Below are 17,840 nucleotides of genomic sequence, written 5' to 3' on the forward strand. Positions count from 1 at the left end.
CCGCCCGTCGGATTGTGGACCGCGTCACCGATGAGCAGTGTGCGGCGTGAACTTCACCCCGTATCGCGGGACGCCCTCTTGGGTGTAGATGTGTCTGATGACCGGAACGACGGTCTCCCCAACAGCCGCCTCCGCAGTGAGTTGGCCAGGAAGGCTAACGGTGTTCCCCCCGTGCTCGAATCGGACGATCGCCACGCCGAACGCGCCAGCACGCGCTTGCTGTTCAGCGAATTCGGGCGGCGCACCGCCGCGTCCGATGCTCGTTACGGTTTCGACAGTGCCGGTCGTCCACAGTTCGATCGGCTCGTACGCCACGAGTTCGCCACAGCCCGAACAGGCGCCTTCCGGTGGGAATGTGAGGTCGTTACAGTCGGGACACTGCCCCGCGACCAACCGGTGGCGCTGGGGAAGCGACCGTTCCCACGACGGAACGGAAACATACGCCGCGCCCGTATCGGTCCCTGACGTGGTGATCGCCCCCCGTCGTCGGAGATACGCGGGATAGGTGAGCGTTCGCTCACCGGTAACGGCGCAGTCGCTCATCACTCCATCACCATCACTAACTTCAACGCGAAGCACGTCCGCGCCAGCGCCGCTACCGAACGACGCCGCGAGTACCGTCTCGTGATCGCCACTAGCGAGGGCGCGCGCCAATGAAAGCGGTACGCTCGCTGCGCCGGTGTCTCCGAGTGCGTGGACGGTCGCACACGCACGGATGGCGTCAGACGCCACATCGAGCGCAGCCGTAGCCCGATACGGTCGTTTCCCGTCGGGTGCTTGGACTGCTGCCGCCGTCACCCCCGCAGTTGGCACCGACGCGGCAGCCGCAGAAATCGTTTCGGTGAACGCTCGGCGCTCGTAACTGCCGATATCGATCTCTTCGACGTGTTCGCTTCCTCGACGTCGGAATCGAGTACCGGGAGACGGTGTGGCGTACTCACCGTGATCGGTGAGTATGGCCGCTCCGTCCGGATCGAGCACGAACGCCGCTGCACCCGCACCAGCGGCGTGCTCTCGGGTCTCATCGGGCGCGCCCTGCGGACAGTCGGCTGCGATGACGAGCGCCGTTTCGAACGAGGACCCGGCGAGCAACGCTTGTGTGCCAGCGCGCGTGCTTCCAGTGAACGTCTGTGTCCGTGCCCGTTCGGGGACGCCGAGCATCGACGCGAGCCGCGAGGTGAGTGCCCCCTCGGCCAGTGGCGGTGTCGTGGTCGCAAAACCGAGCCAGTCGATCGCTTCTCTGTCGATTCCTGCTGCCGTCAGCGCCCGCCGCCCCGCTGCGGCCGCCATCGTCAGCGCGTCCTCGTCGGCGTCGGGAACGGCCTTGGATTCGATTCCCGGCGGATCGAACTGCCCCCACGCGTCAGCGAATGATTCGGACTCGATCCGGAACGCGGGCGTGTAGACACCGACCGACCGGATCCGCGCGAGTTCACTCATCGATCCACCTCCGTCGTGTCCGACGCACGCTCACGCTCGTGCTCGCGCTCGAAAACGTGAACCACCGCCGCGCCACCGCTGCCTCCAACATTGTGCGTGAGTCCGTATCGAGGCGTTTCGACCTGGCGGTCGCCCGCCTGGCCGGACAGTTGTTTAAACGCCTCAACGACCTGCCCGGTACCGGTCGCACCGATCGGATGGCCTTTCGACTTCAACCCACCCGATGTGTTGACTGGGAGTTCACCATCGAGTGCCGTCGCGCCGCTCTCGACGAACGGGCCGGCGTGTCCGCGGTCACAGAACCCAAGGTCTTCATACGCCAGTAGCTCCGCGATCGCAAAGCAGTCGTGCACCTCCGCGAAATCAACGTCTTGAGGGTCGATTCCGGCCGTCTCGTAGGCCCGCGTGGCTGCCTGTCTGGACGCAGGAATCCCTGTGTACGTCTCGCGTTGGAACAGTCCGACTGCGTCGCTCGCCGCTCCGACGCCAGCGACCCGGATCCGGTCGTCGGTGTACTCTTCGACAACGTCCTCGCTCACGATGAGCGCACACGCAGCGCCGTCGGTCGTCGGACAACAGTGGTACAACGTGAGCGGATCTGCAACGGTCGGTGCTGACTGGGCGTCGTCTAGCGAACAGGAGAACTGCAGGTGTGCGTGGGGATTTTTCGCGCCGTTCTCGTGGTTTTTCACCGCCACACGCGAGAGCTGTTCGGCTGTCGTGTCGTACGCCTCCATGTGCGCGCGGGCCATCTGGGCGTACACCCCGGCAAACGTCGTTCCCGACAGCCGTTCCCATTCGGTTTCACCGCTAACACCGAGCCAGTACCGTACTGACTCACCAGACACGTCCGTCATCACCTCGAAGCCCCCAGCGAGGACGACATCCGCCATCCCGGATTGAACGGCCATCACGGCCTGCCGAACAGCGTAGCCTCCAGCAGCACACGCGTTCTCGACGCGGGTACAGGGGACACCATCCAAGCCGACGTGTTCGGTGACCGCTGGCCCGGACAGTCCGAGCTGACGACCACCGACACCTAACGTACCCACGTACGCCTCATCGATATCTTCCGACGGAAGTTCATCTGAGACACTGTCAAGCGCGTTCTCATAGGCCGCCGTGAACAACGACCGGTAGCTCTCGCCGGGAAACGAGCCGAAATCCGACTGTCCCGCCCCGACGACATACGCGTTGGGCATGCTTGATCTCGGGTAGCACACCACTACTGTGCTACGATCGAGAAGGTGTGTTTTCACCGAATACAGTTGTGAGCCCCGCGATAATTATTTATGACAACAGCCTAAAGATAGATTTAGACATGGCTAATCTATCTGGTCAGGGTGATCTCTGTGTTCGGTGAATTGTGGGAGATCTTCGTTCTCTCCGTTCGGGATGGGTTTGTGCAAGTAAGCGCGTTCGTAGCGATCACGGTGTTTCTGTTCAGCTACGTTCAGTACAAGACTGATGGACGGCTGATTGGGTGGCTTGAATCGAATCATCGCGCACAGCCGATCGTTGGCGCGTTGCTGGGACTGACGCCGGGGTGTGGTGGTGCTATCGTCGTGATGCCGTTGTACATCCGTGGCAGCGTGACGTTCGGAACGGTGGTGGCGACACTCATCGCTACGGCAGGCGATTCGGCGTTCGTCATCCTCGCACTCGCTCCTGAGGCGGGGCTGTACGCCTACGGTGTCGGGTTTGGCACGGCGATTCTCTCAGGGTATGCCGTCGATAGATTCGGCTTCGGTGTTGACCGCGTTGATCAGGCTGTGAGTCGTCTCAATCCCACTGCAACGGATGGGGGGACGGTGGCCAACGGCGGCGTTGTGCAGTGTACGAAGACGAACGCTCCCGCAGGTGTCGGGAGTCAGGTGCACCATTATCCTGATGAGAGCTGTGACCACGAGTCGACGGCGCGCGAATCACCGTTCATGACGCGGGTGAATCTGGGTGTACTCGCGCTCTGGTGGGTGATCGCAATCGGTGCGCTGGCCGCAGGCGTGACGTATCTCGCCCGCGGTGCGCCAGAGGTTGCGCTGGTGGCGAACACCGGCTTTGCGGGTCTGTTCACCATGTTCGGTCTCACCGGCACCACTCTCTCGTTCTATCTCTACTTCGTCGGGCGGCGGTACATCGGCCACGGCCGGATGGAGCAAGCGAGTGACGCATTCGACAGCACGCGGGAGGCGTTGACGCATGCGGCGATGGAAACCTCCTTCGTCACTGTCTGGGTGTTGGCGGCGTACCTCGTCTATGAGTACAGCGTCGTGCTGTTCTCGCTTGACATCGCCGGCATCGCCGCTGCGGCCGGATTGGTCACGCCGGTCGCCGGGGCTGCTCTGGGGTTGATCCCCGGCTGTGGCCCACAGATCGTGCTCGCAACCGCCTATTCGGAGGGGAGCATTCCCTTCTCGGCACTGACTGCCAACGCTATCAGTCAAGACGGCGACGCGCTGTTCCCACTCATTGCGATGGACAAGAAAGCCGCGCTCATTGCCTCGGTTTACACCACTGTTCCCGCGCTCCTCGTCGGCGTCGGACTGCATCTACTTGTCGGTCCCATGTTCGGGTTCGGCGTGCTTGGGGGGTGAGCGTCGATCACTGCGGTTCAGACGCGATCTATCGAGCGTGTCCATCCTTCCTGTGATATATGTATACTCACCGTTCAATATCGACCGATGGATCGGGATGCGGTTATCGAATACGTAGGTCGGTGTCAACAGCTCATCGAGTCATCACTTCGAATGGACGAAGAGAACTCAAAGGTCAAACTCGTCCATCCGTTCCTCAGACTCCTCGGCTGGGATCTCTACTCAACCGAAGTCGTGCTAGAATACACCGTTCCGATGGCTTCCGGTAGCACCCACGTTGATTATGCCCTCCTCGTCGGGGAAACTCCTGTCATGTTCGTAGAGGTAAAGCCTGTTCGTACTGCTTTGACCGACGAGAACGTTCAACAGTTGCGTAGCTACATGCGACAGGAACTCGATGTCGACTGGGGACTCCTCACCAACGGAAAGTCGTTCGAAGTGCTCACTAAAGTTCCCTCGAAGAGCAGCGGGGAGGAGGTGTCAGTCGTCCAGTTCGGCCTTGGTGACCTTCCGGAGAATCCCGGTGTACTGGAACTGCTTTCAAAGGAATCGATCCGTTCAGGACAGTCCGATGAAATAGCAGAACAAGTCGCGCAGACGAACCGAGCGATTCGACACTTTCAAGAAAATGAAGGTGATGTTACCGAGTCTATCGTCGAGACGGTGGAAATGGAGGTGGGAACACTGACGATCGATCTTGAAGAACAAACCCGTGAGTTCGTACAACGTCTCATCTCAGTTCTTCAGGAGCAACGACAGTTTGTTAATCAGGAACCAGCTATCAGTTCCAGTGGGGAATCAAGAGTACCAAATATCACTAATCAGTCAGAACCGATCGAAGACCACGTCAATGGTACGATAGCTCGAACCGGGATTGATGGAGATCCGAGCAGCAATGTCGCGGTTTTTCCTGCTAAAGAATCCGGGCTTCCCCTTCTCAAGGAAAACGAAGCGTGGGGGTTCGCTCGAATTGGAAGAGAATTCGATTACGTGGCGATGTATATTACAGGCGACGTTCGGGCTGTGAAATACTTCGCAACAGTGGACGCTGTGATGACACCTGAAGCGGCTCCGCTGATGCGAGAACCGTCCGATTACGTAGACCAAGACGAGATAGCAGACGACAAGATGGTCGTAGTCTTCGAAAAAGGATCGCTCTACGAACTCGAAACTCCAATTCCGTATGAGAACAAGTATCCACAGAGCCTTCGATACACGACACTCGGTGACGTTCAAGACGCAGAAACAACCGATGACTTGTTCTAATTATTCTTCAATATATGAAAGATATATAATCGTATAATTCGCATTCTATTCATAGATCTGCTCGAAAACTCAATCACTGCGTGGGACCGGATTTGAACCGGCGGACCCCTACGGGACAGCGTCCTAAGCGCTGCGCCGTTTCCTAGCTTGGCTACCCACGCGCACCCGAACGTACAACGATGGGTGAAAAAAGCCTGTCGTTACTACGGCAATCCGTGCTACCACACCTCACAAAGGTTTACTCCGATCCTGACCGATAGATCGGTAGAGCGAATCATGTACCGCGCTCGGGAGCAGGTGGAAAACGAGCGATGGCTCGCGGAGATCGAACGGGCGACCAAGCAGTTAGATCTCGACGCGACGGTCGGATCACGCGCGACGGATCTGTTTCTCTCGACAGTGCCTGACGCCGAGCGATCGAAACGCGCTACGGTGGCAGCCAGTCTGTACGCTGGCGCGCTCATCGAAGGCGATCGTCGGTCACAACAGGCCGTTGCAGACGTAGTCGGCGTGTCACGGCTGACGATCCAACAACGCTGGAAACAACTCATCGAAGAAGCCGGACTACGACCGCCGAAATGGTGAGATCATCGCTCGGAGGTTGGACGTCCTTGACGCTCAGGAGTGAGTGTCCCGTGTTCGTCGATCTCGCCCTTCACGATTCGGGTGCTTGAGATACGGTCGCCGTCCTCAGCTGCGAGGTGGTCAATGACAACGATTTCAAGCGGGTCAAGCCCCCGGTCTGTTCGAATCCGGTTGATCGTCTTCCCCGTCGGTCTAGTCTCTGGGGAGACGATGAGATACTCAAAGCCCGGGTCAGTCGCAATACCGGTCGGTTCGTTGAGTCGTCGGATCTCGAACTGACCGCCACGCCGATCAGCAATTCGTTCGAGTTCGCGTTTCAGATCACGTTTCCGCTCCTCGAACGGACGGATGTGGCGTTGTTCGTTGCGGGTTTGGGGCGCTAATTCGTCGCTCGTGAGACCGACGGTAACATCACCGAGTTGGAACGCCCGATCAAACAACTCCCTATGGCCGTCGTGAACCGGATCGAACGTCCCCCCTAACGCGACTTGCATACGTTCGGTCATGCGTCGCCCATGGCTTAGTGGCTTCGGCTCGTACGCTTCTGTCCCGCTCGCTCGAACAATCGCGACCGTGACTCACTCCCCGTCGGATCCGGACTTAGTTTCCGTGACGGAGACCGAGATGGGAGCCTGCTGTCTGGCGTGCGCTTGATCTGGATCTTCTTCGTGGTGCTGTGTATCCCCTGCCCCACGGGGCGAGACGTGAGACCCAGACTGACGATCGGAGCTGTTCTTGACGCCGAGTAGTTCGTCGAGTACGAACACTGTGTTCAGTTTTTCCTGTATCGGTTCGAGAATGTCAAGCACTAACTCCGTTGGCGGAATGCTTTCATAGACGTACCGGTAATCATCGGCGTTCAGGGTGCACTCGGAGCGTTCGACAGTTCCCTCCTCGTGTAACACCGCAAGCGATTCCCGAACTGTGCTCGGATACAACCCCGTTCCTGTTGCGATCTCCTCGCTCGTCGCTCCCGGCTGCTGGCGGAGATACAGGTAAATACGAGCGTGCGTATCGGTACCGAGGATCCACGTCAACAACTCGACGAGCGATTCATCCACCTCCCCCGTGGCGGCGCTCCGCCTGAGTTGCGGATTGCCGGAGTCGCACTGTTCAACATCTATCCGACGTTCATCTCGTGTGTCGTTCGGGGACATGGCTCAGTCACTGTGCATGTTGACGAAACTCTCGGATAAAAACCCTTGCTTGTATGGATCAGTGAGACGGAATTGTTCGAGAATAATCACCTATAGGGTATACTCACAATAATTTACAGAGTTAATGAGGACGTGTTTCTGAAGGAATCTCTGATCGGGGCTACTGCTTTCCATACCAGATCACACTGGTGCTGTCCATCGTTCATACGTCAACCTATCATTTTTCGATCGTTGCTTCCTGATACAGCTACGAATGGAGACCGCGCGACCACAGTCAACGCGAAAAACTCGAAACGGGCTAATGAGCGCAATCGCTCTCCTCGGAGGGAGTCTGTTACTCGCGGGATGTGTCGGGATGTATCGCCTGTTTTCGTACGTCGCGGCGTTGTTTATCGTCGCGGTACTCGGAACAGCCTCGCTCGAACGAAATGGCAGTGAACTTGATCTTGCACCGTACTCTCGGTTAGTGCTCGGTCTGGGTACGATCTTCTTCAGCGGGTTGACAGGGATCTGGTTCGGCTGGCACCTTAGAACGACGGACTACACGTATCTGCTCGGGTTGCCTACTTCAACGATGACGTACGTCGTCTTTCTCTGGTTGCTTCCGATCTTCGGTGCGGTGTACTACGCGCTCGTGTTCCCATCGACCGGAAGAAGACAAATAGTTGATAGTATCCTGCGTGACTGTGGACGAGCACAGCGAGCAACACGGTACCCCCTCGTCCCCCCTCACGAGCACAAGCGACTCGTTTCTCAATATCGGCGCGGCGGCCATCTCCCGGGACCTCCCACGCGCACAGGGACGACCGATTGAAGACGACACGACGGAGCTTCGAGTGACCCAGACTGCTCTCGCGGGTATTATCCTCATTTCGACGCTCATCGTCTACTTCTCGGAGACACTAGTTGGCATACTCGGCACTATCGGGTGGGGATTTTTCGCAGCGACGTTTTTTGCTGTCGTGGCGCTCGGATTGAACTGGACTGGTGCGATCAAGGAAGGGGCGACCACCGCGCTTGTCAGTGGTTTGGTGATTAACTTGTTTTACAGTGCTGTGCCCCGAATCTCCGAGGCGGCTGGATTTGACGGTATCGCTACGGCGATCATGGGGCTGTACCCGTTTCCGGAGTCATTCCCGGTCGGAACGGTCGCGTTGCTTGTCACTATTGTTCTTTTCGTCGCTGTGTCGATTGTAACCTAAAAGGGTCGGACAGTGCCTGAAGATATCGCCATCCTTATCGAACGATGACGACGAACGAGCAGCGTCTTTCGCAGTTCACAGGCTGGTTCCAGCGGCGGCCGACACCGCTCGCGTTCTGGGAACTGCTCGTGACCGACCGCCGTATCGTCTGGTGTTTCGTCGGTGAGTCGTTCAAATCACTTCTCCTGCGAGCAGACACGGGCGAACGCGGCCGTCGAGAACTCGAGCGTATGACTCCCGAAGGCGCATTGGCGCTTAACCGACGGAATTTCGCGGTGTCGCTCGCAGCGCTTCGCTCCGTTCGTCTTCGAGAACGGTCGTGGCTCCGACGCACCACGCTGACTGTGACGTGGGATGACGACGACGCCACGACCACAGTTAGACTGTACGGCACGCACTCGCGGGCGTCACCCGCCGACGTCGTTTGGACACTCTAGAAGCGACCTGAACTTACCCACGTCGATATCACGATCGAAACGCCACGACTCGTATGATCGTCGTTTCTGATCCCGGTTCTTTCTATACGCTACTCTCGACGCTCGTCTGTGTCGACCGACGAAAACAGACTAACTGCCCGACTGAGGACCTTCCGCTCGGCGCGCCGCAAGTTCTTCGAAACCCCTGTCTTCGAAATGTCGAACACATCAGTCAACGTTTCGAGCGTTGCATCGCGGGGCGTTCGAAAGTATCCCCTTTCGACTGCCACCTCGAGTGTCTGGCGTTCGGTGTCAGAAAGCTCCCGACACACGTCAAGGAACCCTTTCGCCGCGTCGATGTGTTGGATAACGTCAAGGTACTCTTCGAACGACGTATCATTTCGCGTTTCGATCTTGAAATCGTTTTTCGTCGAAAGGTCAGATAAGGCGGCATCGGCAGCTACATCTGTGTCGAAGCCGACGCTCCAGCGCTCGCTTCCCCCACGAATTTGGAACGGCCCTGTGATGTAGCCGTCATGTTTCCGGATCGTTCCCATCGCGTTCGTCTGACCGATCGATGATTTGATCACCGCCGTCTCGCCGCGCCGTGAGAGCAACTCGAACCCCATCATCCCGTTGTGACGTTGTAACGCCTCGAACCCATTTGTCAGCGCACCGCGATCCGCACCTGTGATGAGGATCCGTGTTTCGAGTTCCTCCTGAGCAGTGTTGAAATCCCAGTGCATCGTGTGAAACGACACATCGATGTCATCAGTCACGTCGATGTACGGACAATCGTACTGTATCATGTCCATTGTTACCGAGATCATATCGTTTCCCATTCTTAACCATGAATAATAAGGGTTGTCATCGATCATATTGTCGTTCATATGTGAACCCCGTGTTTTTCGCCTAATTCTCTCGAACAATGCGGCGATGTCTGAATCAGCTAACGAGCAGCGGGTTGCCTCACCGACAGCATCGGCCGATGAGATTCTCAAAATCGACGACTACCGGTTTACTGAAGAAAGCGTCTGTATCGTGACTGGGGCCGGTTCTGGGATCGGGCGGGCGACAGCCATCGCGCTGGCGGGCAACGGGATGACCGTCGTTGGGACCGACATCGACGAATCGAGCCTTGCGGAAACCGCCGATCGGGTGGTGGCGCTCGATCTCGATGGGACGTTCGAACAAGTTGGTGCCGATCTCACCAGCGACGCCGATCTCAAGCGCATCGTCACGACAGCGGCCGACCATGGATCGATCCGATATCTCGCCAACGTCGCCGGAATTCAGCACATCGACCCGATTGAGGCGTTCCCGATGGACACCTATGACGCGATGCACCAGATCATGCTCCGGGCACCGCTCTACCTCTCGAAACTCTGTCTGCCCCATATCCGATCAACCGACGATGGTGTCGGCTGTGTCGGCAACATGTGTTCTGCACACGGTCACTACGTCACTGCGGATAAGGTCGCGTACAACATCACGAAGTTCGGGCTTCGCGGACTGACCCAATCGATCGCAGCTGAAGGGAACGGAACGGTTCGCTCGTTTTCAGTCAGCACGGGCTACGTGAAGACGCCGCTCGTCACCGATCAGCTCTCAGATACGGCCGACCAGCGCGGCCTTTCCGTTGATGCGGTGATCGAGGATGTGATGCTCGGACAGGCACGAGCGACGGAGATGATGACGCCGATCGACGTTGCAAACCTGTTCGTGTTCGGGTTTTCGAAACACGCTGCCCACCTCAACGGTGGCGATCTGCTGTTCGACGACGGCATGACGCTCACCTACGAGTAGTCTACAGCGTGAGCGTCCGACAGAGGGCATCGAGACCGTCCTCGCGGTGAATGCGCCGCTGCCGGTGGGCACCGCTTTCCCCGTCGTACAGCCGTCGAAGCCCAGTAATATCGAGTCGTTCACACTCGCGTTCGACGATCTCCCCGAGATCGACGACGCCCGCACAGTCGCGGTCGATAAACGCCGCGTCGTGACCGTGGCGGATCGCCCGCCACTTGTTCTCATCGAGCGTTTCCCGTCGGTGGCGTCTCGCGGTCTCCTGGGCGCGTTCGCCATCCTCATAGCGCGCGGCGTAGTCCATGACGAGCGCGTGGGTGTACTCGACGAACGCGAGCACACGCTCCGGGTCGGCCTGTGCGTCGGGCGTCCGGATCTCGACAGTCCCGTGGACGGAGTGCGGCCGCACCTCATACCACAGCTCACCCCGGTCCCGGATCGAACCGGAGTCGAGCATCAGTCGTTCGAGATCGAGGAAATCCTCGAAGGAATCGAACGCCGTCGGCATCCCGGTGTTGGGTAGCCCTTCGAAGATCTTCGCCCGTGCAGACGCGAGTCCGGTGTCGTAGCCGTTCCAAAACGGGGAGTTGGCCGACAGTGCGAGCATAATTGGAAGATGCCACCGGAGACGGTTTGCGATCCATGTCGCCTTGTCCGCGTTGTCGACACCGACGTGGACGTGTAGCCCTGTCGTCGTGTTGCGGTGTTGGGGATACTGAATCCGGTCGAGTTGTGATCGGTATCGGGGCTTCTGTGCGTGTTCGAGTTCACGCCACTTCGCGGCTGGGTGGAGTCCGGCGGCCGCAATATTGTAGCCGTGCGCCTCGGCGTGGTCGACCAATGCAGTTCGAACTGTTCGGAGTGTGTCCTCGGCGCTGTCGAGCCGTTCGATCACCGGTGTCTGTGTCTCGATAACGCATTTGAACAGCTCGTGATCCAGCCGTTCCGCAAGAATCGCCGGTGGCGTGCTCTCATAGATGAGTGCATCAGTTCCGGCTGTCGGCCGACCATGCTCATCGACGACGTAGAACTCCTCTTCGATGCCGATCGTTCCCAACTGGTCGAACGCCTCTGGGGAGCCGATCTCCGTCACGTCGTCGGATCCCGACGGTCGTTCCGCGGTCGTCTCGGCAGTCGTCCCCGTCGGTCGTTCACCGTCCCGCTGCGATGTCATATCCGAACTCCCGCCTCCGGTGGATAAACACTTACTTTCCGCGGTCGTCCACAGACGCGAGGAACGGACGGACCACATCGACTACCGCGTCGGGACGCTCCCGAGGTGCCCAGTGACCACACTCAGACAACACACGAAGCTCGACAGACGGAACGAGCATGGCTGCTCTCTGTGCCCAGTCGACAGGGACGAATGCGTCGTGTTCGCCGTGGACGAACAGGGTAGGGACTGAGAGTGTGTGGAGCACGTCGACGTAGTTGGTTCGGACGCCCCAGCGATCGAGTTCGGCCCGCTGGAACGCCTGCCACGCGTCTGTTGCGTCCGGTCGTTCGAGTTGTACGAGCACGTCGTTGAGCAAGTCAGCAGTGATGTTGGATGGATGAACGGTGAGACACACGCTCAGTAGCGCCAACAACCGACTCCGGCGGACGAGCCACCACAGCGGTGTGGAGAGCGAGACTCCGAGGATCAACGTGATTGGGTGGCCCGGAACAGTGCTGCCCAAGCCGTGGCTGTCGATGGCGACCAGTCGATGGACCCGTGCAGGGTGGGCGAGCGCGTAGCCGAGCGCAATGCCGCCACCGAGAGAGACACCGACCAGCGCCGGCTGCTCGACACCGACGGCATCAAGAAACCCATCGAGCACCTCGATATAGTACTCGGTCGTCGGCGTCCGTTCTGGCGGATCGCTCTCCCCGTATCCGGGCCAGTCCAGTGCGTACACGCGAAACGATTCCGACAGCGCAGGCCGAACGTCCCGCCACGAAACAGTTGTCGCGTCGAATCCTCCACCGTGTAACAGGACGACCGGCGGCGCGTTCTCCGGTCCGGAGACGATGTACGAAACAGCCACGCGACCGATACGGACCGTTCGTCTCGAACCCACCATACGCCACCTACGGGGTCAGCGTACAAACCGTTCGCCTGTGCTACGGCCGGTCTTCCGATTCGGTAACGCGGACCACGAGCGTGTCGTCCCTGTCACGGTGATCGTATGCCAGCTCTGTTCCGTCAGTAACGGTCGTGTACGTCGGATCAACAAGGCGCGGTGTGCCGCTTTCATCGCTCTCGACGCCGTACACCACACGGTGGGGCGCGTGCTCCTCGGGCGAGATCACTCCATCGCGGATTGCGGTCGCAAACTCCTGCGAGAGCCACTCCGTCTCACTGACAGAGGGTTCAAGAATGAGTGCGTCCTCGGCAAAGCGAGCGAGATACCAGCTCAGATCGTTACAGAACGAGACTGCAACCCCAAGACTGATCGTCTCGATCGCCACGGTGTTGGCGTACGGCCGTTCAAGCTCGTACGTCGCGAGCGCCTCGCGGGCGGTCTGTCGGGAGAGCAACTCCGTTCGGAGATCATGGTCTCCGTTCCCAACGAGACAGACCCGGGTCATGGAGTGGATTTCACGGCGGGACGCTAAAGCGGTTTCCGTTCTCAAAATGTCGTTAGCTCGCCAGCAATGACCCGTTCGGTCAGTTCCGTGACGTTCGCCAACTCTTCATCGATGATCGCGGTGATGTCCGCTTCGATTTCATCCAACGACACGTCCGATTCGGTGATGACTGCTCCACCAGCAACGTGAGGGTGATCGATCGGCTGGCCGATCTGTGAGAGCAACCGGATACGGATCTCACGGATCCCCTCGACTTCCGTCACGACTCGGTTGGCGATCTCCGTCGAAAGGAGATTATAGATCTTCCCAATGTGGTTGACGGGGTTTTTGCCACTAGTCGCTTCCATGCTCATCGATCGGTTCGGCGTGATCAATCCGTTGGCGCGGTTCCCTCGACCGACTGATCCGTCGTCGCCCTGTTCTGCGCTCGTACCGGTCGTTGTGAGATAAATCGCGCCCGCGTCGTAGTCATCAGCGGTGTTGACGTGAACCGTCACCGACCGATCGGTGAGCTCCCGCGCCAACTCGTGGACGTACTCGCGCATCTCTCGGACCGATGCCCGGTAGGCCGCCATGTCTTCAACGTGGGCGTCAACCATCGCTGCTGCCACTGTGACATCGATCTGCTCCCCTTCGCGTTTTCCCATCACCTTAATGTCGGTGCCGACTTCGGGATGATCGCTCGCGTACTCAGTGTTCAGGCGGCGTTCAGTCGACTTGACGATGCGCTCGGTCTCGGTGAGTGGCGCGTGCCCGACGCCGAAACTCGTGTCGTTCGCCATCGGGATCTGCCGACCCGACTCTCCGAACACTTCTCGGAGGTCACCGCTGCCCTCTCCGAGTTCCACGTCGACAACGATGTCGCTTCCAAGATCCAATTCCGGAATCTGGTTTCCGAGATATTCCCGTGCGGCTGTCAACGCGATCGTTTCCGTCGGAATCGTCGTTCCCTCATACTCCCGCGTCGCCCGGCCTACGATGAGAAGACGAATCGGAGTGGTCACTTCACCACCACCGAACGCCGGTGCCGTAGAGCCGGCTATGAGTTGGGTTTCGTCGGTGTTGTAATGCAACACTGTCCCGACGCGATCGAGATACTCCCGCGCGAGCGCTTCGGAAACGTGCTCTGCAACCCCATCGCAAATCGAATCTGGATGTCCAACCCCTTTCCGCTCGACGATTTCGACGGCTTGGTCCTCGACAGCCAGCCGTCGCATCGGCTCGACCTGAATGTTCCGGCTGCTCATTTTTGTGCTGTTGGCTCGGATTCGTTCTATAACTTACGGAAACCTTCGAAGCTGATTTGATTACTATTGGTTATTCAGAAGCAAACCGAGGTAAGACGTTCTGATTCCCTTCTCCGGGTCAAACCCAAACTCGCGAAGAAGCGAGAACGCTCTGTCGCGCGCGGCTTCGATCGCCTCGGTAGTCGCGTCGGGTTCGAGTTCGGTTTCGACCTCAACGAACGTTCCGAGATCGGTGACGACATCGAGCGTAACGGTGTAGGCGTCGATGGCGTACCGATCGCGCGTCTTTTCGACGGTTGCAACGGGGGCAAATCCAAGGTTTTCGAGGATGTCTGCGAGTTGTTCGTGACTCGCCACCCCTGTTTCGATCTCCGCGCGCGTTTTTGATTCGTCGTCGATACGGGGTCCTTTGTAGGTGAGACGCGTCGTGGTTCCGGTTTCTCTGTCGAGCGTACGCTCGGTTCTGATACGAAGCGCCTCGTCAGTCGCCGCAAACTCCCGATGAGGAGCGTCGTAGTAGGTGTCGGTCTGTTTGACTGTCCCCGTGTGCGTGGCGTCGGAGTTTGCTAATCGGGACTGTGCTCGGTCGTGAGACGCTTTTACCTTCACTTCGACTTCGTACATGGTACTGTCAATTGCGTGCGGAAACGCTTTCGCTGTGGGCGTGGCAGTTGCGCACACGCTGTCAATGGAAACGTGACGGTTAAGGGCGTATCGGAAGACGTATTCGATATGACTGGCGAACCAGAAGAGACGAACGCTGGATCTGATGCCGAGAACGAAGCAGAGGCGCCGGAAACGACCGAACAGAACGAGTCGGGACTCCAAGAGGACGATTTCGTCCGTCTCGCGTACACCGCTCGCACGGTTGAGGACGGAACGTTGGTCGATACGACCGATGAAGAGGTTGCACAAGAGGAAGGGGTCGGAGAGGAGGAGACCTTTGAGCCGCGCGTCATCGTGCTCGGCTCCGAACACATCTTCCCGGGCGTCGAAGAGGACATCATCGGCAAAGAAGTCGGTGACGGCGGTTCGGTTGCCATTCCCGCTGAGGAAGCATTCGGGGAGTACGACCAAGAGGAAGTGCGCACTGTGAGCACGGAGAAAATTCCCGAAGACGACCGTTATCCTGGCGCGCAGGTACAGATCGACCAACAACAGGGTTACCTCGAAACCATCATCGGCGGCCGCGCCCGCGTCGATTTCAATCATCCGCTCGCTGGCGAGGACATCGAGTACGAGTATGAGATCGTCGAACTAGTCGAAGACGATCTCGAACGCGCCGAGGGTCTCATGGGCATGTTCTTCGATATCGATCTCGACATGGAGATCCAAACCGACGAAGTCGAAGAACAACAGCCGGTCGAAAGCGAAGACGAAGACGAAGAGGCCGAACCCGAGATGGAAACGGTAACCGTTGAGAAGGAGTCGCTGTACATCGAATCCACCCCACAACTGGCGATGAACCAGCAGTGGATGTTCCAGAAACAGCAGATCGCCCAGCAGCTCATCGGTCAGACCGGGATCGACCGCGTCGTTGTTCAGGAGATCATCGACGACAGCCCGATGGGCGGAATGGGCATGCCCGGCATGATGGGCGGTGCTGGCGGCGGCGACATTGAGGAAGCACTCGATGATGTCGATGTTGACGCCGACGAAATCGTTGAGGAGATCGAGGGCGAAGAGCTGGACGAATCTGCCGAGTAATCCGAGCGATTCCCGGGACGAATTGCGTATTGCTCGATGACGTATCCGCTCATGGATCGGAACATAACACGTTTGCCCTCGGAGGCTATAACCCAGCCATGAAGCGGATCATCGCCCTGCTGTTGCTCATCCCGCTTGCGGACATCGTCCTTCTCGTGGGAGTGGCAGAATTCATCGGGCCGGCTGCGACGGTTTTACTAGTTGTACTGACAGCACTCATCGGGATGTTGCTCGTTCGGGCAGAGGGACGCCACGCCATCCGGCGGATCAACACCAAACTGTCCAGCGGTGAGATACCCGATTCCGAACTCGTCGATGGTGCGTTACTCATCGCTGCAGGGGCCTTCTTCCTCACGCCCGGCCTAGTTACTGATTTGTGTGGGTTGCTTCTCGTCATTCCCCCGACGCGGTATCCGGTCAGACTATTGTTAAAGAAGTACGTCATTACGCCGTATCTCGACGGCAAAAGCGACGAGTTCATCACCGGAACGGTGTACACCGGCGGCTTTCCGAACGCCGACACTAACACTAACGAGCAAACCACCACGACGTACAACCTCGGTGAGGACGAGTACAGCATCGACGGCGATAGCAAGAAAGACTGAACGGACGTAGCGGTCGTCCCGTTACCGTTACCTGGGTCGTTTCCGATGAGCAAGCGACCCTCCCCGGAATTTGTTTTGATAAGGTTTAAACCGCACAGGGCAGTACGGTTGAATGCGTTCACGGGGCCGATAGCTCAGTTAGGTTGAGCGCTCGGCTGATAACCGGGAGGTCCACGGTTCAAATCCGTGTCGGCCCATGTTTTTACGACTCATCAGCGTTTGCTTCGCTCCGCTCGTTTTTATGCGCTCATTGTTGGAGCACGCGGATTTGAATGACGGCAGTCGCAGCGCGAACGAATGTGAGTGACCGTCTGCAGGTGGTTCAAATCCGTGTCGGCCCATGTTTTTGCTAGACAGTTTTCATTTGACGCAGGCCACTACAGCGTACCCAACCATGCAAGCGATGGTGAGTATGGCTGCTATGGTCCGCTTGACCTGCGTTGACGAGATGCTTCACATCTCATTCACACACCAGAAATCTCTGATTTCTGGGGACGCCTGAACTCGCAGGTATACGCTCGTAACCTGTATCACCACGAGCACGAACGGTCGCATTTAATCCCCATCAGCTGTTTGACCCGAAAGGATAGCGTCCTTCGCCGCGCAGTGATATCTGAATGATATGACTCCCAGTATGATATAGAAGCCAATGATAGAAGCAAAAGAGAGGGCAAAATACGTCTTCTGTTGTAAATCAACCCACACAATGGTAAGGAACAAACCCACAAGGAGTGTAAGCATCATTGGGTGTCCGGGGTCAAATTCATCAAACATAATCTGTTTTTGGGTATGGAATATAAAAGTATTCCGTAACTATCCACAACTATTTATACATCCTATTCATGTTCCTAATCATGTTCGAAGAAGTAAACCCAAGGCTCCCGCTAATGATTACTATCCTCACTGGACTATTCATATCCATCACAATTGGAGAACTGGGCGTCAAGAATTTAGGGACGACCAAATGGATTTCGGCGATCGGCTTCCTTGTTGTTTTGACAGTTTTGGCACATCGGTATTCTCTTCAAGCACGGGAAGAATTGAGAAAATAAATCACTGAACGATTCAACCATAGCATTCCGCTGCCCGTCCTCCAATTGGGTGGCTTTGACTGTTTTTCAAAATGTATTACTACGTTTACCGGCTTGCGAGATACGCGCTGTTACATGTCTCTCGCCAGCTGCGGTGAGAGGTTTGAGTCCTTCTGCTGTAGCTCTCCAAAGCGTCCGGATTCGAGGAATAGAGGT

19 protein-coding genes, 2 tRNA genes and 1 pseudogene are annotated in these 17,840 nt (G+C 57.8%); 10 read left to right on the forward strand and 12 right to left on the reverse strand.

Features of this window, described 5'->3' with window-relative positions; all coding sequences use genetic code 11:
- Window positions 1-24: 24 nt before the first annotated feature.
- Window positions 25-1,440 (reverse strand): zinc ribbon domain-containing protein, encoded by a 1,416-nt coding sequence (locus EIK79_RS01210; RefSeq protein WP_124953316.1) that lies wholly within the window; start codon window positions 1,438-1,440, stop codon window positions 25-27.
- Window positions 1,437-2,642, reverse strand: a complete 1,206-nt coding sequence (locus EIK79_RS01215; protein ID WP_124953317.1) for a thiolase domain-containing protein — start codon at window positions 2,640-2,642, stop codon at window positions 1,437-1,439. Before EIK79_RS01215 ends, EIK79_RS01210 begins: the two co-directional genes overlap by 4 nt.
- A gap of 150 nt (window positions 2,643-2,792) precedes the next feature.
- Between EIK79_RS01215 and EIK79_RS01220 the strand changes: the two genes are divergently transcribed.
- Together EIK79_RS01220 and EIK79_RS01225 are read left to right on the forward strand one after the other, a co-directional pair.
- Window positions 2,793-4,034, forward strand: a complete 1,242-nt coding sequence (locus tag EIK79_RS01220; protein WP_124953318.1) for a putative manganese transporter — start codon at window positions 2,793-2,795, stop codon at window positions 4,032-4,034.
- An 87-nt stretch (window positions 4,035-4,121) separates the two neighbouring features.
- Complete coding sequence (locus EIK79_RS01225) at window positions 4,122-5,300, forward strand: type I restriction enzyme HsdR N-terminal domain-containing protein (RefSeq protein WP_124953319.1); 1,179 nt, start codon at window positions 4,122-4,124, stop codon at window positions 5,298-5,300.
- A 77-nt stretch (window positions 5,301-5,377) separates the two neighbouring features.
- Here EIK79_RS01225 and EIK79_RS01230 read toward each other — a convergent pair.
- Window positions 5,378-5,461 (reverse strand) — tRNA-Leu (locus EIK79_RS01230).
- 115 nt (window positions 5,462-5,576) lie between these two features.
- On the opposite strand from EIK79_RS01230, the gene EIK79_RS01235 reads away from it, so the two are divergent.
- A complete protein-coding gene (locus tag EIK79_RS01235) occupies window positions 5,577-5,885 on the forward strand; it encodes a cyclin family protein (protein ID WP_124953320.1) in 309 nt (102 codons plus the stop codon).
- 2 nt (window positions 5,886-5,887) lie between these two features.
- Here EIK79_RS01235 and EIK79_RS01240 read toward each other — a convergent pair whose 3' ends face one another.
- Together EIK79_RS01240 and EIK79_RS01245 are read right to left on the reverse strand one after the other, a co-directional pair.
- Window positions 5,888-6,379: a phosphopantetheine adenylyltransferase gene (locus EIK79_RS01240; protein ID WP_124953321.1), complete on the reverse strand. Its 492-nt coding sequence runs from the start codon at window positions 6,377-6,379 to the stop codon at window positions 5,888-5,890.
- 84 nt (window positions 6,380-6,463) lie between these two features.
- On the reverse strand, window positions 6,464-7,042 hold the full coding sequence (locus EIK79_RS01245) for a winged helix-turn-helix transcriptional regulator (protein ID WP_124953322.1): 579 nt from the start codon (window positions 7,040-7,042) through the stop codon (window positions 6,464-6,466).
- 301 nt (window positions 7,043-7,343) lie between these two features.
- Here EIK79_RS01245 and EIK79_RS01250 point away from each other — a divergent pair, with 301 nt between their 5' ends.
- From EIK79_RS01250 to EIK79_RS01260, 3 genes and pseudogenes are all read left to right on the forward strand, one after another.
- Entirely contained in the window at window positions 7,344-7,856 is a 513-nt protein-coding gene (locus EIK79_RS01250; protein ID WP_185715469.1) for a hypothetical protein, read from the forward strand.
- Window positions 7,771-8,244 (forward strand): annotated as a pseudogene (locus EIK79_RS01255) (sodium/proline symporter); the annotation flags it as partial. The gene EIK79_RS01250 and the pseudogene EIK79_RS01255, both read left to right, overlap by 86 nt.
- A gap of 44 nt (window positions 8,245-8,288) precedes the next feature.
- Window positions 8,289-8,681, forward strand: a complete 393-nt coding sequence (locus tag EIK79_RS01260; RefSeq protein WP_124953323.1) for a hypothetical protein — start codon at window positions 8,289-8,291, stop codon at window positions 8,679-8,681.
- An 89-nt stretch (window positions 8,682-8,770) separates the two neighbouring features.
- Here the strand turns inward: EIK79_RS01260 and EIK79_RS01265 are convergent, their stop codons facing one another.
- Window positions 8,771-9,490 (reverse strand): helix-turn-helix domain-containing protein, encoded by a 720-nt coding sequence (locus EIK79_RS01265; RefSeq protein WP_185715470.1) that lies wholly within the window; start codon window positions 9,488-9,490, stop codon window positions 8,771-8,773.
- Between the two features lie 106 nt (window positions 9,491-9,596).
- Between EIK79_RS01265 and EIK79_RS01270 the strand changes: the two genes are divergently transcribed.
- Window positions 9,597-10,466 carry an SDR family NAD(P)-dependent oxidoreductase gene (locus EIK79_RS01270; protein ID WP_124953324.1) on the forward strand — a complete coding sequence of 290 codons (870 nt, stop codon included), beginning with the start codon at window positions 9,597-9,599 and terminating at the stop codon, window positions 10,464-10,466.
- A gap of 1 nt (window position 10,467) precedes the next feature.
- On the opposite strand, the gene EIK79_RS01275 is transcribed toward EIK79_RS01270, so the two are convergent.
- The 5 genes from EIK79_RS01275 to cyaB all read right to left on the reverse strand — a co-directional run bounded on the left by EIK79_RS01275 (window position 10,468) and on the right by cyaB (window position 14,905).
- Window positions 10,468-11,637, reverse strand: a complete 1,170-nt coding sequence (locus tag EIK79_RS01275) for a glutamate--cysteine ligase (protein WP_124953325.1) — start codon at window positions 11,635-11,637, stop codon at window positions 10,468-10,470.
- 31 nt (window positions 11,638-11,668) lie between these two features.
- Complete coding sequence (locus EIK79_RS01280; RefSeq protein ID WP_221621649.1) at window positions 11,669-12,523, reverse strand: alpha/beta fold hydrolase; 855 nt, start codon at window positions 12,521-12,523, stop codon at window positions 11,669-11,671.
- 43 nt (window positions 12,524-12,566) lie between these two features.
- Window positions 12,567-13,034, reverse strand: coding sequence for a DUF5804 family protein (locus EIK79_RS01285; RefSeq protein ID WP_124953327.1), 468 nt, complete (start codon window positions 13,032-13,034; stop codon window positions 12,567-12,569).
- A 41-nt stretch (window positions 13,035-13,075) separates the two neighbouring features.
- On the reverse strand, window positions 13,076-14,281 hold the full coding sequence (locus EIK79_RS01290; RefSeq protein ID WP_124953328.1) for a methionine adenosyltransferase: 1,206 nt from the start codon (window positions 14,279-14,281) through the stop codon (window positions 13,076-13,078).
- Between the two features lie 63 nt (window positions 14,282-14,344).
- The gene (cyaB, locus tag EIK79_RS01295) at window positions 14,345-14,905 is read right to left on the reverse strand and encodes a class IV adenylate cyclase (protein WP_124953329.1); all 561 of its coding nucleotides are present in this window, start codon (window positions 14,903-14,905) and stop codon (window positions 14,345-14,347) included.
- A 108-nt stretch (window positions 14,906-15,013) separates the two neighbouring features.
- Here cyaB and EIK79_RS01300 point away from each other — a divergent pair, with 108 nt between their 5' ends.
- The 3 genes from EIK79_RS01300 (at window position 15,014) to EIK79_RS01310 (ending at window position 16,790) form a co-directional block, all read left to right on the forward strand.
- Entirely contained in the window at window positions 15,014-15,988 is a 975-nt protein-coding gene (locus EIK79_RS01300) for an FKBP-type peptidyl-prolyl cis-trans isomerase (protein ID WP_124953330.1), read from the forward strand.
- 98 nt (window positions 15,989-16,086) lie between these two features.
- On the forward strand, window positions 16,087-16,593 hold the full coding sequence (locus tag EIK79_RS01305) for an FxsA family protein (RefSeq protein WP_124953331.1): 507 nt from the start codon (window positions 16,087-16,089) through the stop codon (window positions 16,591-16,593).
- Window positions 16,594-16,716: 123 nt separating this feature from the next.
- Window positions 16,717-16,790: transfer RNA gene (locus EIK79_RS01310), tRNA-Ile, on the forward strand.
- Window positions 16,791-17,148: 358 nt separating this feature from the next.
- On the opposite strand, the gene EIK79_RS18380 is transcribed toward EIK79_RS01310, so the two are convergent.
- Window positions 17,149-17,367: a hypothetical protein gene (locus EIK79_RS18380; protein ID WP_124953332.1), complete on the reverse strand. Its 219-nt coding sequence runs from the start codon at window positions 17,365-17,367 to the stop codon at window positions 17,149-17,151.
- Window positions 17,368-17,840: the final 473 nt, after the last annotated feature.

The sequence above is a fragment of the Halocatena pleomorpha genome, from assembly GCF_003862495.1.
In the GTDB taxonomy this organism is placed as follows: Archaea; Halobacteriota; Halobacteria; order Halobacteriales; family Haloarculaceae; genus Halocatena; species Halocatena pleomorpha.